Here is a 15,989-nt window from a genome sequence, read left to right on the forward strand (position 1 = left end):
TTGGAAAACGTTTTTGTCATTAGCTGTTTCGAAAGCAGGGTGTTTCTATTTATTCATTTATAAACATGATGTTAAGTGTTCCATTGTCATGTTTTAAGATCCCATCTTCCGATTATCTCGGGGATCTTTTCGGCGGTTGGCTTACATATAGAATGGCAGATCTCTTACACGGCTTTTTGGTTACTTTGGAAACAGATTCTGCGGTCTGATGATGGTCATTCGGGGTCGGTTGGCGATGCGCCAAAAGATTGGTTGAATTGGGAAATTATGAGCGCTGGAGTCGCTCATAGATGGTCTGGCGCTCTTCCGGAGTGAGCGAAGAGAAGTAGTGAGTGAAAAGGCGCAGCAACAGGGATTTGTTCATGCCATCTTGCTGGGTCAGATTGCCCAGTTCGTCGATGGCCACCGCGCTCATCGAGAAGGTGGCCTTCTTATAGCTGGGTTTAAGGTGTTCACCACTCTCGATAAAGGCCAGAGCAGACAAGGCTTCATCCCTATGCTGGTTCAGTTCCAGGCTGACCACCTTGGGGGTGCCTTTTGCGTAGAACTCCGCATCTTCGATAAACTCGTCAACGGTGAACTTCTTTTGATGATGCAACTGGTGCTTTTTTTTCAGATCAGCCAGGCCCATCTCATACCCCCACTTGCAGGAACTCTTTGGCGATGGTCCTGATCTCTTCGGCAGATTTGCCGTCAGGCTCAATCTCCATCACTGATAGCCCCTTTTCTTCGCTGTCATCGTAAACATTGCGGCCGTAGGTGATGGCGTTCAGGACATCGACACCGAACGAGGAGCAGACCTCCTTCGCCTCCAGAATGCGTTTTACCTGATTGGGCAGGGCGGGGCACTGGGTCAGCACTACTGCTGCATTGAGTGTCGGATTGACCATCTTGCAGGTGGTGATGAGATCTTCCATATGGGGCAAGGTCTTGAGATCGCGGCGCTTGGGGCGCAGGGGGATCAGGGCGTGGGTGGCGACAGCCATAGTGGAGCGCAGTGCCCGGTTGTCTTGCCCACCGCAATCGACGATGACGTAGTCGTAGCGGTTCTTCAGGCTGAGCAGATCGTTGCGGATATTGCCGTAGAGCTGAACGCAGTTGATTTGTGGCAGCTCCGGGTTGTCATTGCGCTCCTGAATCCAGTCAGAGGTGGTGCGCTGCGGGTCGCAATCGACCAGTAACACTTCCCCCTGAAATTGGGATCTGAGGTAGACCGCCAGATTTTGTGCCAGGCAGCTCTTGCCACTTCCCCCCTTCTCTCCACCGACCAACAAGATCATGACGTTCCCCTATCCATGAGAAAACTGCTGATTTCAGTATAGGAGGAGCCTGTCTCATCACAAGGCGAGAGGAGTGATGCTCCTCTCGCTGTCTCGACTAGTAATGAACCTGACCTCCATGCCAGCGGCAGACATAGTCGGGCACCAGCATTTGGGGGGCCTTGTCGACATGGCAGACCACCATGGGCATGGCGGGAGCTCCTTCGGCCTGGCTGAGGCTTGGTAGAGCAGTCAGGAACAAAGTGGCGAGCAGCAGCATGGGTTTCATCTTCATAACAACTCCTTGGTTGAACCATCCATATGTGATCTGGATCACTGTCTGAGTTAAGTCGAGGTTGGTGGCAGTGCAAGGTGAGACCAATAAATTCAGTTAATGAAAAAAGTATCAAAAGGCGTTGTGATGCTTCACCGGGATAGTTAGCTGCCTGGATGCGCACTTTGTGCATATTGAGTTGAATCGGATCGGGAAGAGTATTGCGTGCAGGGCAGGGCGCTAAGGGGATTACATCAATGCCATGATCTGGGACAAGAAAAGATTTATGCAATGAAGTGTGGGGATATGAGTTTTTATTTCTCCTCTGATCCGGTGGTCATGCTGATGTATTCAATAGCGAGACGCTAATATTCATTGCTCCTGTTTAAATGTTTTCATTTAATTGATTTTAAAGGTTTTGTTGTTTTTAAGTTTAATCCGGCCATTGACCATGAATGAATAAAAAACGAATCAAACTGAAATATAGCAGGGTGGTTGTGCATGGCTATTCAGCATGGAGTGTTTGGAAAATGTGCGATTTGCTACTGGGGTCATAGATTGAGCGGTGAATATATTCAGTTCTGAGTGAATGTGATCAATGTCTAAGTTTGCGTTGGTTTGCAGGTCTAACCTCGGTCTCGAAAGGCAAGGGCAGGATAGAACATAAGCTGAATACCCTACATAAAGAATATCCCGCCTTAGCCACGAGCATGAATAGAAGGAATCTATTCAATCACTCGCAGGGACCACTGCTAGACGGAATTTAATCATGAGCAAATTTAATGTAGGTTCTGAAGTTGGCCAATTGCGCCGTGTCATGTTGCACCGCCCCAACCTCAGTCTGAAGCGTCTGACCCCTTCCAACTGCCAGGACCTGCTGTTCGATGATGTCTTGTCTGTAGAGCGTGCCGGTCAGGAGCACGACAAATTCGCTCAGGTACTGCGCGATCAGAATGTCGAAGTTTTCCTGCTGACTAATATGTTGGCCGAAACCCTGGATGTGCCGGAAGCCAAAACCTGGCTGTTGCAACATCAGGTCTCCGATTATCGCCTCGGCTCTTCTCTGGCCAACGATGTGCGTTGCTTCCTGGCTGATATGCCGCATCGTGAGCTGGCCCGGATTCTGACGGGTGGCCTGACCTACTCCGAGATGCCCCATCGCGGCGTCAACATGGTTGTTGGCATGCACACCCCAACCGATTTCATCATTGAGCCGCTGCCTAACCACCTCTTTACCCGTGATACCTCCTGCTGGGTCTACGGTGGCGTATCCATCAACCCGATGGCCAAGCCGGCGCGTCGCCGCGAAACCAACCATGTGAAGGCTATCTACCGCTGGCACCCGATGTTTGCCGGGCAGGACTTCATCAAGTACTTCGGTGACGAAGATCATGACTACGACAACTCCACTATTGAGGGGGGGGACGTACTGGTCATCGGCCGTGGTGCTGTGCTCATCGGTATGTCCGAGCGTACTACGCCACAAGGGGTCGAGCATCTGGCTCGCAGCCTGTTCAAACATGGTCAGGCCAAACAGGTCATCGCCATGGAGCTGCCGAAACACCGTAGCTGCATGCACCTGGATACCGTCATGACTCACATGGATATAGATACCTTCTCCGTTTATCCAGAAGTGGTTCGCAAAGATCTGCAGTGCTGGAGTCTGACTCCGGGCGGCGCCACCGGCATGAACATCAAGGAGGAGGGTTACTTCGTTACCGCCATCGAGAAGGCGCTGGGAGTGGATCAGCTCAAGCTCATCACTACTGGCGGTGACAGCTTCGAAGCCGAACGCGAGCAGTGGAACGATGCCAACAACGTACTGACCGTACGTCCCGGCGTGGTGGTGGGTTATGAGCGCAACACCTACACCAACGAGAAGTATGACAAGGCCGGTATCACAGTTCTCTCCATTCCGGGTGATGAACTGGGCCGTGGCCGCGGCGGCGCCCGCTGCATGAGCTGCCCGATGGAACGCGACAGCATCTGATGAGACGGCGTGGCGCCGGCAGAGGCTGGCGCCACACAGACCCAAAATCGAGATTAACCATTATGAAAAAACCAACTGTCGTCGTCGCTCTGGGTGGTAATGCACTGCTCCGTCGTGGTGAGCCCCTTGAGGCGGATATTCAGCGCAAGAACATCGCCACTGCCGCCAAGACCATCGCCCTGATCGCTCAGGAGTACAACGTGGTGCTGGTGCATGGCAACGGCCCGCAAGTCGGCCTGCTGGCCCTGCAAAACAGTGCTTACACCAAGGTCTCTCCTTATCCGCTGGATGTGCTGGGTGCCGAGTCTCAGGGCATGATCGGCTACATGCTGATCCAGGAGCTGAAAAATCTGATGCCGAGCCGCAACGTCACCGCATTGCTGACTCAGGTGCAGGTCGATCCCAAGGATCCGGCATTTGCCAATCCGACCAAATTTATCGGCCCCGTCTATGACGAAGCGGAAGCCCGCGCTCTGGCAGAAGAGAAACACTGGGTGGTCAAGGCTGATGGCAAGTTCTTCCGCCGCGTGGTGCCGTCCCCGCTGCCCCAGCGCATCATCGAAGGTGATGCCATCGAAACCCTGATCGCTCAGGGCCACCTCATCATCTGTACCGGTGGTGGTGGCATTCCGGTGACCTGGGATGGCCAGAGCCTGACCGGTATCGAAGCGGTGATCGACAAAGACATGTCTGCCGCCTATCTGGCCAAGCAGATCAAGGCTGACGCCCTGCTGATCCTGACCGATGCCGATGCCGTCTATCTGGATTGGGGCAAGCCGACCCAGCATCCGCTGCGGGTCACCAGCCCGGACGAGCTGGCCGGGGTCAAATTCGACGCAGGCTCCATGGGACCGAAAGTCGAAGCCTCCTGTGAATTTGTCAAAGCGACCGGCGGCATGGTCGGGATCGGTTCGCTGGAAGATGGCCTGGCCATCCTCAAGGGCGAAGCCGGTACCAATATCGTCGCCACTCGCACCGAACATGCCTAGTTAACGAATCTGTACTGAGAATGCGTAGTCAACACTACTGCCCGAATTGGTCTGCAACAAATATAGAGAGAACTCATCATGGCTTTTAATCTGCGTAACCGTAACTTCCTGAAACTGCTGGACTTCACCCCACGCGAAATCCAATACATGATCGACTTGGCCATCGACCTGAAAAAAGCCAAATACGGTGGCTATGAGCGCAAACACCTGACCGGCAAGAACATCGCCCTGATTTTCGAGAAGACCTCTACCCGCACCCGCTGTGCGTTTGAAGTGGCGGCCTTCGACCAGGGGGCGCAAGTCTCCTACCTCGGCCCAAGCGGTTCCCAGATCGGTCACAAGGAGTCCATGAAAGACACCGCCCGGGTACTGGGTCGCATGTATGACGGCATCGAATATCGCGGCTACGGCCAAGAGATCGTGGAAGAGCTGGGTGCTTATGCCGGTGTTCCGGTCTGGAACGGCCTGACCAACGAATTCCACCCGACCCAGATCCTGGCCGACTTCATGACCATGCTGGAGCACGGCAAGGGCAAACGTCTGGATCAAATCAAGTTCGCCTACCTGGGTGATGCCCGCAACAACATGGGTAACTCCCTGATGGTCGGTGCCGCCAAGATGGGCATGGATATTCGTCTGGTCGCGCCGAAAGCCTTCTGGCCGGAAGAGGATCTGGTTGCCAAGTGCCGCCTGATCGCCGAAGAGACCGGCGCGCGCATCACCCTGACCGAAGATGTGAAAGAGGGTGTGCTGGGTACCGACTTCCTCTACACCGACGTCTGGGTTTCCATGGGCGAAGCGAAAGAAGCCTGGGATCAGCGGGTGAAACTGATGACCCCGTACCAAATCAACATGGATGTCATCAACGCCACCAAGAACCCTGATGTGAAGTTCATGCACTGTCTGCCGGCGTTCCATAACGACGAGACCACCATGGGCAAGGAAGTGGCTGAGAAATATGGCATGAAAGGCCTGGAAGTGACCGAGGAGGTGTTCGAATCCGAGCACAGCATCGTGTTCGACGAGGCCGAAAACCGGATGCACACCATCAAGGCAGTGATGGTTGCTACGCTGGGCGACTAAGGTCGCAGTAGTGGTGCCGGGGGGCAACCCCCGGCTTTTCGACCATGTGACAGCGGCATAATACCTCTAACCCTACAACCCGCAGCCTGCATGGATACCACACCCACAGAAGGAAGCTGGACCATGACCAAATTCAAGTTCCCGTCAGCCTACACGATACTGTTTGTGCTGATCGCCCTGGTGGCCGCCCTGAGCTGGATAGTGCCGGCCGGCAAATACGAGATGACCATGAACGAAGCCCTCGGCAAAGAAGTGCCGGTGGCGGGTACCTACAAGCTGGTGGAGGGGAATCCTCAGGGGATCGTCGATGTGTTGCTGGCACCTATCGATGGCCTCTACAACCACGAAACCTATGAGGCAGGCGCCATCGACGTCTCCCTTTTTATCCTGATCATCGGTGGTTTTCTTGGCATTGTGACCAAGACCGGTGCCATCGATGCCGGTATTGAACGTGTTACCGACCGCCTGCGCGGTCGTGAAGAGTGGATGATCCCGATCCTGATGGCGTTGTTCGCCGCCGGCGGCACCATCTACGGCATGGCCGAAGAGTCGCTGCCCTTCTACACCCTGCTGGTGCCGGTGATGATGGCTGCCCGTTTCGACCCGGTCGTCGCTGCGGCAACCGTGTTGCTGGGGGCCGGTATCGGTACCCTAGGCTCTACCATCAACCCGTTTGCCACTGTGATCGCCGCCAACGCGGCCGGTATCTCCTTCACCGATGGCATCTGGTTGCGTGTCGCCATGCTGATAGCTGGCTGGCTGATCTGTGTCACCTACGTCATGCGTTACGCCAAGATGGTGCGCAGCGATCCGAGCAAATCCCTGGTGGCTGACAAGTGGGAAGAGAACCGTGCTCACTTCCTTGGCAACAAGAGCGACCAGATGCTGGAGTTCACCCTGACCCGTAAAATCGTGCTGGGTATCTTCGTTGCCGCCTTCGCCGTGATGATCTACGGTGTGGCCGTGCTGGGCTGGTGGATGGCGCAGATCTCCGGCGTGTTCCTGGCTGCCGCCATCATAGTCGGTGTCATCTCGCGCATGAGCGAAGAGGAGCTGACCACCAACTTTATCGACGGTGCCCGCGACCTGCTGGGTGTGGCACTGATCATCGGTATCGCCCGCGGTATCGTGGTGGTAATGGACAACGGTATGATCACCCACACCATTTTGCACAGTGCAGAAGGGATCGTGACCGGTCTTTCTACCGTGGTGTTCATCAACGTGATGTTCGTGCTGGAATTGGTGCTCTCCTTCCTGGTGCCGTCCTCCTCCGGTCTGGCCGTGCTGACCATGCCGATCATGGCGCCGTTGGCTGACTTCGCCAACGTGGGTCGCGATCTGGTGGTGACTGCTTACCAGTCAGCGTCCGGTCTGGTGAACCTGGTCACCCCGACCTCCGCAGTGGTGATGGGCGGTCTGGCCATCGCCAAGGTGCCCTATGTGCGCTGGCTGAAATGGGTGGCTCCGTTGCTCGGTATCCTGACCGTGCTGATTGTGGTCTGCCTGAGCCTGGGGGCGCTGCTCTCCTAAGATGACTCGCAAGCTGTAACAACTGCCCGCGAGGGTGAATGCCAGTCAGCTAGCCTGACTGGCATTATTTTTGTGAGTATCCCCGCTGCGGGGTTAGGGGGGAGTCCCGCAGCCACTCTCTGCGCAGAGGGGGATGAGCGCGAGAGTAAGCGAAGAGGGGGGAGTCCGAAGTATTGAGCACCGTGACAGGATGAATGAAGTCACGAACGACTGTGATGGCGATAAAAACCCCGAAACCATTCCCATGGTTTCGGGGTTTTTTAGCTCTTGCACACCGAGCGATGGCGTTTTGTCAGCAGCAAGGCGTTGCTGGCTGGCCTTTCATCGGGCCACTTACTGGGTCATGGTCAAGCCGTTGCTGTCGGCCCCGAGCACCAGCGTCTTGCCGGGCACGATGCGACCGGAGAGCAGGGCCTGAGCCAGTGGGTTCTCCACTTTTTGCTGGATTGCCCGTTTGAGCGGGCGTGCTCCGTAGACAGGATCGAACCCGGCGTGTACCAGCTTGTCGAGCAGCGCTTCACTCACCGTCACCTCGTAACCCTGCGCCTCCAGTCGGCCCATCAGGCTCTTGAGCTGGATGCGGGCGATGGATTTGATGTGAGCCTCATCGAGGGGATGGAATACCACCGTCTCGTCGATCCGGTTGATAAATTCCGGCCGGAAGCTGCGGGTCAGCACCTCCATCAGCAGGGCTTTCATCTCCTCGTAATCCTTCTCGGAGTGGTGCTCCTGGATCAGATCAGAACCCAGATTCGAGGTCATGATCACCACAGTGTTGCGAAAATCGACGGTGCGGCCCTGACCATCGGTCAGGCGGCCATCATCGAGCACCTGCAACAGGATGTTGAACACATCCGGGTGGGCTTTCTCCACTTCGTCGAGCAGGATCACCGAGTAGGGGCGACGGCGGACCGCCTCGGTCAGATAACCGCCCTCTTCGTAACCCACATATCCGGGAGGCGCCCCCACCAGGCGGGCCACGCTGTGTTTCTCCATGAACTCGGACATGTCGATCCGCACCATGGCATCCTGGGTATCAAACAGGAACTCCGCCAGCGCCTTGCACAGCTCGGTCTTGCCCACCCCGGTTGGCCCCAAAAACAGGAAGGAGCCGATAGGGCGGTTGGGATCCGACAGTCCGGCACGGGAGCGGCGAATGGCGTTGGAAACGGCTTCAACCGCCTCTTCCTGCCCGATCACCCGGCTGTGCAGTTGCTCTTCCATCCGCAGCAGCTTGTCGCGCTCCCCTTCCAGCATCCGCGCCACTGGAATGCCGGTGGCACGGGCCAGCACGTCGGCGATCTCCACATCGGTGACCCGGTTACGCAGCAGGCTGGTCTCCTGCATCTCGGCCTGAGTGGCGAGATCCAGCTGTTTCTCCAGCTCGGGAATGCGGCCATATTGCAGCTCGGACATCCGGCCCAGATCGCCAGCACGGCGTGCCACCTCAAGATCCTGACGGGCCTGTTCCAGCGCCGCCTTGATATGCTGGGTACCGGCAAGGGCGGCCTTCTCGGCCTTCCATACTTCGTCCAGTTCGTTGTATTCCCGATCTTTTTCGCCAATCTCCTGATTGATCAGATCCAGCCGTTTGCGACTGGCGTCGTCATCCTCCTTCATCAGCGCCTGCTGTTCGAGCTTGAGCTGGATGATGCGACGCTCGAGACGATCGAGGGCTTCCGGTTTGGAGTCGATCTGCAGCCGGATGCTGGCTGCCGCCTCGTCAATCAGGTCGATGGCCTTGTCCGGCAGCTGACGATCGGCGATATAGCGGTGGGACAGCTGGGCTGCCGCCACAATGGCGGGGTCGGTGATCTGCACATGATGGTGCAGCTCGTAACGCTCTTTGAGGCCGCGCAGGATGGCGATGGTGTCCTCCACGCTCGGCTCTTCCACCAGCACCTTCTGGAAACGGCGCTCGAGGGCGGCATCTTTCTCGATGTACTGACGGTACTCGTCCAAGGTGGTGGCACCAACGCAGTGCAGGTCGCCACGGGCCAGTGCCGGTTTCAGCATATTGCCGGCATCCATGGCCCCTTCGCCCTTGCCGGCGCCGACCATGGTGTGCAGTTCGTCGATAAAGAGGATGACGTTGCCTTCCTCTTTGGCCAGATCGCTCAGTACCGCTTTGAGCCGCTCTTCAAACTCGCCGCGATACTTGGCACCGGCCACCAGAGCCCCCATGTCGAGGGAGAGCACCCGCTTGTTCTTGAGCCCTTCTGGCACTTCACCGTTGATGATGCGCTGGGCCAGCCCTTCCACGATGGCGGTCTTGCCGACCCCGGGAGCACCGATCAACACGGGGTTGTTCTTGGTGCGGCGCTGCAGCACCTGAATGGTGCGGCGGATCTCGTCATCACGACCGATCACCGGGTCGAGTTTGCCGAGTTCGGCCCGCTCGGTCAGATCTATGGTGTACTTCTCCAGCGCCTGACGGTTCTCTTCGGCATTGGCATCTTCAATTTTTCTGCCGCCGCGCACCTTGTCGATGGCAGTTTCAAGCTTCTCTTTACTCAGGCCCTGAGCGCGCAACAGCTCACCCAGATTGCCTTTCTCGTCGAGGGCCGCCAGCACGAACAGTTCGGATGAGATGAACTGATCCTTGCGCTGCTGGGCCAGTTTGTCACAGACGTTGAGCAGGCGGCCGAGGCCGCTGGAGAGCTGAACATCCCCCTCTACCCCGCTTACCTTGGGCAGTCGATCCAGCTCTTCGCCAAGGCGCGAGCGCAGGGTATTGATGTCCATTCCGGTCAGGGTAAGCAGTGGACGGATTGATCCGCCGTTCTGATTGACCAGTGCGGTCATCAAGTGGACGGGTTCGATAAATTGGTGATCACGACCCAGTGCAAGTGACTGGGCATCGGAAATAGCAACCTGGAATTTGCTGGTCAGGCGATCGAGACGCATCGCACTCCCCCTTTGAGGCAGACGCCGCTTGCGCGGCAAACAACATAACTTTCTGACAAGAAAGATGCGGCCCGTACGGGTTATTTCAAGGGGCAGGGCTGGTTATTTTTTCTGCAACACGGGGCGGGGGCGGGATCCCCGTCCTGTTGAGCCAAAGGACGGGGATCGCAATCAGGCCGTCAGCCAGATAAGGGAGGCCATCCGGCCGGTCTGGCCGTCGCGGCGATAGGAGTAAAACTGCTCGCCATCGCTGAAGGTGCAGTGCTCGCCGCCGTAAACGGCGTTCACCCCGGCACGGGCCAGTCGCAACCGCGCTAGCTGGTAGATATCCGCCAGCCACTTACCCTGGTTGGGGGAGGGCACAAAGGCTGCCGCCGCCTCGGCCTGCTCCGTCATAAAGGCATCGCGCACCTCACCACCCACTTCGAACGCGGTGGGGCCAATGGCCGGGCCAAGCCAGGCCAGGATATCGACAGGATCGCAAGCCATGGCTGCAATACTCGCCTCCAGCACTCCACCCTGCTCATTCCCCAATAATCCGCGCCAGCCAGCGTGGGCGGCGGCGACCACAGTGCCAGCCCGATCGCAAAACAGCACCGGCAAGCAGTCGGCGGTCATCACGATACAGGCCTGCTCCACTTCATGGGCGCACGCCGCGTCGGCGTCCGGTGCCTGCTCATAATGACAACTGACCGGATGAACGACGGTGCCATGTACCTGATTAAGCCAGTTGAGGGGGGCAGGAATGGCCGCTATCCGTTGCAGGTGGCCACGATTGGCCTCGACCCGCGCCAGCTCATCCCCCACATGGCTGCCCAGATTCAGCCCAGCGAACCCCCCCTCGCTTACCCCGCCATCCCGAGTGGTTGACAGGGCTCTGACGTTGGCCGGAGCAGGCCAGTCAGGTTCGATCCATTTCATCTGTGACTCCTTCAATTTCACTGATATAAAAACGGGGCGCCTTAACTGTCGTCAGTTAAGGCGCCCCGTTTGGGGTGTCAGACATGCTTGATGGCGGGTTACGGCAAGATCGGTCGCATACCCGCCTTGCTCATCAACTCCAGACGATGTCATCCGGATTAACGAGGGTATCGGCACGCAGCACTTCCATCAGCTCCACCATGTCTTGCGGGGTTGGGGAGTGCCACTGCATCACCTCACCCGTGATGGGGTGCGCCAGTTGCAGCATGGTGGCATGCAGCGCCTGACGGTTGAAGCTACGCAGCATCTGGGTCAGTTCAGGGGTAGCATTGCGCAGCAGGCGCAAACGGCCACCGTATGCCGGGTCACCCACCAGCGGGTGCTTGATGTGTGCCATGTGGACACGGATCTGGTGCGTACGGCCGGTTTCCAGGCGCAGACGCAGACGGGTGTGACCACGGAACTTCTCATGTACCCGATAGTGAGTCACGGAAGGTCGGCCATTGGGTACGACATCCATGTGGGTACGCTGGGTCGGGTGACGCCCAATTGGCGCATCTACAGTGCCGCCTGCGGTCATGTGACCGATGGCGATTGCTTCGTACTCACGGGTGATCTGGCGCGCCTGCAGTGCTTCCACCAGATGAGTCTGGGCTGGCACCGTCTTGGCAACTACCATCAGACCGGTGGTGTCTTTATCCAGACGGTGCACGATGCCGGCACGGGGCACTTCGGCAATGCTGGGGTAACGGTGCAGCAGGGCATTGAGGATGGTGCCATCCGGTGTACCTGCTCCCGGGTGAACCACCAGTCCAGCCGGTTTGTCGATCACCAGAATATGCTCATCCTCATACACGATGTTGAGCGCGATATCCTGGGCATCCCAGCGGGTGTCATCTTCCAGCTCGACATCCACATGCACCTGTTGCCCGGCAATCACTTTCTCGCGCGGGGTGTTGGCAACCTGACCGTCCAGGGTCACTCTGTCCTGTAAAATCCACTCCTTGATGCGGGTGCGGGAGTAGTCTGGAAACAATTCGGCCAGGGCCTGGTCGAGTCGCTGCCCGAATTGGTGATCCTGGAATTCGCCTGTCAGTTCAATATGCTGGCTCATGTATGGTCTCTTGAGCGGGGGGTATCAATTCGAAATAATCAGGGTATTCTAGCTTTTCTTTTAGCCAAGCATAACGGATACTTTGCCAATTTCGTGGAAATGGACCGGATGTTGTTGATGGGAAAGAAGTCTCACCTGCTGATGTCGCTCGCCTTGGTCGCTACCTTGATCACGGGCTGTTCCAGCACCAAACCCAAGGTACCCGACGAACCGCCGGAGACCCTGTACCAGAAAGCACGCCTCAAACTGGATGTTGGTAATTACGTGCAAGCTACTGAATTACTTGAGGCTTTGGACTCTCGTTATCCGTTCGGTGCTTACTCAAACCAGGTTCAGCTTGACCTTATCTATGCCTACTACAAGCAGGATGACACCGCTCAGGCGATCGCCAATATCGACCGTTTTATCCGCCTTAATCCGGCGCATAAAAATATCGATTACGTCTTCTATATGCGCGGCCTGACCAACATGGCGGCGGATTATAATTTCTTCCAGGACTTGTTTGGAATCGATCGGGACGACAAAGACCCGGCTTATGCCCGTCAGGCCTTCCAGGATTTCAAGACTCTGCTGCAGAATTATCCCAACAGCGTCTATGCCGCCGATGCCCGCGCGCGTATGACTGGCTTGAAGAATCGCTTGGCCAGATATGACCTGAGCGTGGCCAAGTACTACGTCAAGCGTGATGCGCTCATCGCCGCTGCCAACCGGGCCAAGCTGATTGTCGAGACTTATCCCGACACCGCTGAAACCAAGGCGGCGCTGGAGATCATGGTCGAGTCCTACGAGACCCTGAAGATGCCGCAGCTGGCCAAGAATGCCCGCGAAGTGCTGGCCAAGAACTACCCGGACAATCGCCTCGGCCGTGGCTGAGTAATGTGAATGAACCGGTAACAAAAAACCGATGCCTTGGCATCGGTTTTTTTATGCCTGCCATTTATCTGCAGACCACTATTTATCTGCAGACCACTGTGGTCTGCGGATAAATTGGCTGACGGCGCAGCTGATGCGCCGTCATTACGGTTCGGCTACTTGGCTACATTGCCCGCTACGTTCAGGGCATCCCAGGTGCGGGAGAAGGGCGGCGCGTAGGCGAAGTCGAGCATGCCGAGCTGCTCGGTGGTCACTCCCATGGTGATGGCCACCGCCAGCGCGTCGATGCGGTGTACCGCCCCCTTGCGACCGAGGATCTGACCGCCCAGCAGCCGCTTGCTGCCCGCCTCATAGACCAGCTTGACGTGGATGTCAGACTGACCCGGGCAGTAGTTGGTGTGGCACTTGTCCTTGATCACCACGGTGCGATAGTCGATGCCCATCGCCTTGGCTTCCTGCTCGGAAAGACCGGTGCGGCCCGCCTCCAGCCCCAGCACTTTGAGTGCTGCAGAGCCGAGGGTGCCCGGAAACTCTTGCTCGGCCCCGGCCAGGTTTTCGCCCACCATGCGGCCCAGCTTGTTGGCGATGGTGGCGAGCGGCACATAGACCTGCTGCTGCTTCACGCTGTGCCAGACGCTGGCACAGTCACCGGCCGACCAGACGTTGGCCAGCGAGCTGCGCCCCTGCCGGTCCACCTTGATGGCGCCGTTGCCGAGCCGCTCGATGCCGGTATCGGCCAGAAACTCGGTGTTGGGCTTGACCCCGGTGCAGACCACCACGATATCGGCCTCGTACTCGCCCTGGCTGGTGCGCACGCCGGTCACCCGGCCATCCCCCAGCAGCGCTTCAACTCGCTCACCCAGATGGAGAGAGACCCCCTGCTCGCGCAGTTCGGTTTCGATGTGTTGGGTGATCTCGCCATCAAACGCATCCGGGATGACCCGATCCGCCAGCTCGATCAGGCGCACCTCTTTGCCCTGATGGACCAGCGCCTCTACCACTTCCAGCCCGATAAAGCCGGAGCCGATCACCACTGCGCGGCGATTGTGTTTGTCTTGTACCGCCGCTTTCAGCCCCAGTCCGTCGGCCATCCGGCGCAGACCGAATACCCCTTGCTGCTGCAAGCCGGGGATGGGGGGCATCACTTCGCGGGCACCGGTGGCGATCATCAGCCGATCGTAGCGATCGGTGAAGGTGTCGCCGTTGTGCTCTACCTGCAGGGTCTGGGCTGTTGCGTCAACGTTCAGCACCCGATGGCCAATCTTGACCTCGATCCCCTTGGCGGCGAACTGCTCGGGGGTGAACTCGGCCATGTAGCCGGGCTCCTGAAACTCGTCACCGACGAAGTAAGGCAGGCCGCAGGCACCGAAGGAGATCACCTCGGACGCTTCGTACACCACGATCTCAGCCTCTTTGGCCAGACGGCGCGCCTTGGCGGCCGCACTCATACCGGCGGCTTCGCCACCGATGATCAGGATTCTCATAGTTTTACCTCTCAATGGCGCAGGGAGGGCATGCCCTCCCTGCGGTCTATGGCGGGAAAGGGTCACCCCTTTCCACGCGCAGATCAACCTGCAGCAAATCAGACGGTGGACTCTTCGCCGTCCAGACTCACTTCGTGATCGCTGTTGAACACATGCATGTCTGTTTCGCCCATCAGGCGGCTGGTGACCGTCCCTGCGGTGATGGAGCCGGAGACGTTCAGCGCGGTGCGGCCCATGTCGATCAGCGGCTCGATGGAGATCAGCAGACCGGCCAGCGCCACCGGGAAGTCCAGCGCGGAGAGCACGATCAGCGCGGCAAAGGTAGCACCACCACCAATCCCGGCCACCCCGAAGGAGCTGACGGTGATAATGGCGATCAGAGTCATGATGAAGCCGGGATCCATCGGGTTAACCCCGACAGTCGGGGCGATCATCACTGCCAGCATCGCCGGATAGATACCGGCACAGCCGTTCTGGCCGATGGTGGAACCGAAGGAGGCGGCGAAGTTGGCGATCCCTTCCGGAATACCCAGTGACTTGGTCTGGGTCTGTACGTTCATCGGGATGGAGCCCGCGCTGGTGCGCGAGGTGAAGGCAAAGGCCAGCACGGGGGTGATCTTCTTGAGGAAACGCAGCGGGTTGATGCCGACCATGCTCACCAGCAGCAGGTGTACCGCGAACATGATAGCGATGGCACCGTAAGAGGCCATGACGAAGCTAAGCAAGTTGATGATGTCAGTGTAGTTGGAGCCAGAGACCACCTTGGTCATCAGCGCCAGCACGCCAAACGGGGTCAGACGCAGCACCAGGGTCACCATTCGCATCACGATGGCGTGAGCCACGGCCACGAAGTGCCCGAAACTGGCGAAGATCTCCGGCTTCTTGCGAGCGATGCCGGTGGCAGAGATGCCGATGAAGATGGAGAAGATAACCACGGCGATGGTGGAGGTCTTGCGCGCCCCTGTCATATCGAGGAAGGGGTTGGCAGGGATGAACTCCAGCATCATCTTGGCAAACGACATGCTCTCGACGCTGCCGAGGGTAGTCTGCAGCGCGGCACCACGGGCGCTCTCGGCGGCGCCGGAGGTCAGCCCTTCGGCGGTCAGGCCGAACAGGTTGGACATCAGGATGCCCGCACCGGCGGCAATGGCGGTGGTGAAGATCAGTACGCCTATGGTCATGGCGCTGATCTTGCCAAGGGCGGTACCGCCATTGAGCTTCAAGATAGCGCTGATGATGGAGACCATGATCAGCGGGATGATGATCATCTGCAGCAGCTTCACATAGCCGCCACCCACGATATCCAGATAGTCGATGGTCTGGACTATGACTGGTGAACCGGCGCCATAGAGCAGCTGCAGAGCGGCACCGAACAGGATACCGAGGCCCAGACCGGCAAACACCCGGCGGGTGAAGCTCACATGTTTTTGCTGTAACCGGTAGAGAAAGAACAGCAACATGGCCAGGATGGCCAGATTACCGATAACGCTGAATGTCATGGTATGACTCCCCAAAAAGCGGGCTTACGCCCGAGAAATAAGAACAAGCGCCATGCTTGTCCTGGC

General features: G+C 57.8%; 13 protein-coding genes. 5 read left to right on the plus strand and 8 right to left on the minus strand.

Features of this window, described 5'->3' with window-relative positions; translation table 11 throughout:
- Positions 1-265: 265 nt before the first annotated feature.
- From ACY8FN_RS04685 to ACY8FN_RS04695, 3 genes are all read right to left on the minus strand, one after another.
- Entirely contained in the window at positions 266-631 is a 366-nt protein-coding gene (locus ACY8FN_RS04685; RefSeq protein ID WP_101323359.1) for a CopG family transcriptional regulator, read from the minus strand.
- 1 nt (position 632) lies between these two features.
- Entirely contained in the window at positions 633-1,280 is a 648-nt protein-coding gene (locus tag ACY8FN_RS04690; protein WP_042012296.1) for an AAA family ATPase, read from the minus strand.
- A 97-nt stretch (positions 1,281-1,377) separates the two neighbouring features.
- Positions 1,378-1,554, minus strand: coding sequence for a hypothetical protein (locus ACY8FN_RS04695; protein WP_463099359.1), 177 nt, complete (start codon positions 1,552-1,554; stop codon positions 1,378-1,380).
- A gap of 748 nt (positions 1,555-2,302) precedes the next feature.
- On the opposite strand from ACY8FN_RS04695, the gene arcA reads away from it, so the two are divergent.
- From arcA to ACY8FN_RS04715, 4 genes are all read left to right on the plus strand, one after another.
- Positions 2,303-3,523, plus strand: a complete 1,221-nt coding sequence (arcA, locus tag ACY8FN_RS04700) for an arginine deiminase (protein ID WP_101318462.1) — start codon at positions 2,303-2,305, stop codon at positions 3,521-3,523.
- Between the two features lie 62 nt (positions 3,524-3,585).
- Positions 3,586-4,512: a carbamate kinase gene (arcC, locus tag ACY8FN_RS04705; RefSeq protein ID WP_101318460.1), complete on the plus strand. Its 927-nt coding sequence runs from the start codon at positions 3,586-3,588 to the stop codon at positions 4,510-4,512.
- Between the two features lie 78 nt (positions 4,513-4,590).
- Positions 4,591-5,595, plus strand: coding sequence for an ornithine carbamoyltransferase (gene argF, locus ACY8FN_RS04710; RefSeq protein WP_042017978.1), 1,005 nt, complete (start codon positions 4,591-4,593; stop codon positions 5,593-5,595).
- Between the two features lie 123 nt (positions 5,596-5,718).
- Positions 5,719-7,125, plus strand: coding sequence for a YfcC family protein (locus tag ACY8FN_RS04715; RefSeq protein ID WP_101323361.1), 1,407 nt, complete (start codon positions 5,719-5,721; stop codon positions 7,123-7,125).
- Between the two features lie 333 nt (positions 7,126-7,458).
- Here ACY8FN_RS04715 and clpB read toward each other — a convergent pair whose 3' ends face one another.
- The 3 genes from clpB to rluD all read right to left on the minus strand — a co-directional run bounded on the left by clpB (position 7,459) and on the right by rluD (position 12,067).
- Entirely contained in the window at positions 7,459-10,032 is a 2,574-nt protein-coding gene (gene clpB, locus ACY8FN_RS04720) for an ATP-dependent chaperone ClpB (protein ID WP_101323362.1), read from the minus strand.
- Positions 10,033-10,203: 171 nt separating this feature from the next.
- Positions 10,204-10,953, minus strand: coding sequence for a peptidoglycan editing factor PgeF (gene pgeF, locus ACY8FN_RS04725; protein WP_463099360.1), 750 nt, complete (start codon positions 10,951-10,953; stop codon positions 10,204-10,206).
- Positions 10,954-11,086: 133 nt separating this feature from the next.
- A complete protein-coding gene (rluD, locus tag ACY8FN_RS04730) occupies positions 11,087-12,067 on the minus strand; it encodes a 23S rRNA pseudouridine(1911/1915/1917) synthase RluD (protein ID WP_042017969.1) in 981 nt (326 codons plus the stop codon).
- 117 nt (positions 12,068-12,184) lie between these two features.
- Here rluD and ACY8FN_RS04735 point away from each other — a divergent pair, with 117 nt between their 5' ends.
- Complete coding sequence (locus tag ACY8FN_RS04735; protein ID WP_463099361.1) at positions 12,185-12,940, plus strand: outer membrane protein assembly factor BamD; 756 nt, start codon at positions 12,185-12,187, stop codon at positions 12,938-12,940.
- Between the two features lie 155 nt (positions 12,941-13,095).
- Here ACY8FN_RS04735 and ACY8FN_RS04740 read toward each other — a convergent pair whose 3' ends face one another.
- Both ACY8FN_RS04740 and ACY8FN_RS04745 read right to left on the minus strand, forming a co-directional pair.
- Positions 13,096-14,424, minus strand: a complete 1,329-nt coding sequence (locus tag ACY8FN_RS04740; RefSeq protein WP_463099362.1) for a CoA-disulfide reductase — start codon at positions 14,422-14,424, stop codon at positions 13,096-13,098.
- 98 nt (positions 14,425-14,522) lie between these two features.
- Positions 14,523-15,923 carry an L-cystine transporter gene (locus ACY8FN_RS04745; protein ID WP_438580198.1) on the minus strand — a complete coding sequence of 467 codons (1,401 nt, stop codon included), beginning with the start codon at positions 15,921-15,923 and terminating at the stop codon, positions 14,523-14,525.
- Positions 15,924-15,989: the final 66 nt, after the last annotated feature.

Source organism: Aeromonas sp. 160P (genome assembly GCF_055193095.1).

Excerpts from the sequence above, each read along its gene's own strand:
- ACY8FN_RS04685 (WP_101323359.1), bottom strand. The coding sequence starts at position 631 with ATGGGCCTGGCTGATCTGAAAAAAAAGCACCAGTTGCATCATCAAAAG.
- ACY8FN_RS04690 (WP_042012296.1), bottom strand. The coding sequence starts at position 1,280 with ATGATCTTGTTGGTCGGTGGAGAGAAGGGGGGAAGTGGCAAGAGCTGC.
- ACY8FN_RS04695 (WP_463099359.1), bottom strand. The coding sequence starts at position 1,554 with ATGAAGATGAAACCCATGCTGCTGCTCGCCACTTTGTTCCTGACTGCT.
- arcA (WP_101318462.1), top strand. The coding sequence starts at position 2,303 with ATGAGCAAATTTAATGTAGGTTCTGAAGTTGGCCAATTGCGCCGTGTC.
- arcC (WP_101318460.1), top strand. The coding sequence starts at position 3,586 with ATGAAAAAACCAACTGTCGTCGTCGCTCTGGGTGGTAATGCACTGCTC.
- argF (WP_042017978.1), top strand. The coding sequence starts at position 4,591 with ATGGCTTTTAATCTGCGTAACCGTAACTTCCTGAAACTGCTGGACTTC.
- ACY8FN_RS04715 (WP_101323361.1), top strand. The coding sequence starts at position 5,719 with ATGACCAAATTCAAGTTCCCGTCAGCCTACACGATACTGTTTGTGCTG.
- clpB (WP_101323362.1), bottom strand. The coding sequence starts at position 10,032 with ATGCGTCTCGATCGCCTGACCAGCAAATTCCAGGTTGCTATTTCCGAT.
- pgeF (WP_463099360.1), bottom strand. The coding sequence starts at position 10,953 with ATGAAATGGATCGAACCTGACTGGCCTGCTCCGGCCAACGTCAGAGCC.
- rluD (WP_042017969.1), bottom strand. The coding sequence starts at position 12,067 with ATGAGCCAGCATATTGAACTGACAGGCGAATTCCAGGATCACCAATTC.
- ACY8FN_RS04735 (WP_463099361.1), top strand. The coding sequence starts at position 12,185 with ATGGGAAAGAAGTCTCACCTGCTGATGTCGCTCGCCTTGGTCGCTACC.
- ACY8FN_RS04740 (WP_463099362.1), bottom strand. The coding sequence starts at position 14,424 with ATGAGAATCCTGATCATCGGTGGCGAAGCCGCCGGTATGAGTGCGGCC.
- ACY8FN_RS04745 (WP_438580198.1), bottom strand. The coding sequence starts at position 15,923 with ATGACATTCAGCGTTATCGGTAATCTGGCCATCCTGGCCATGTTGCTG.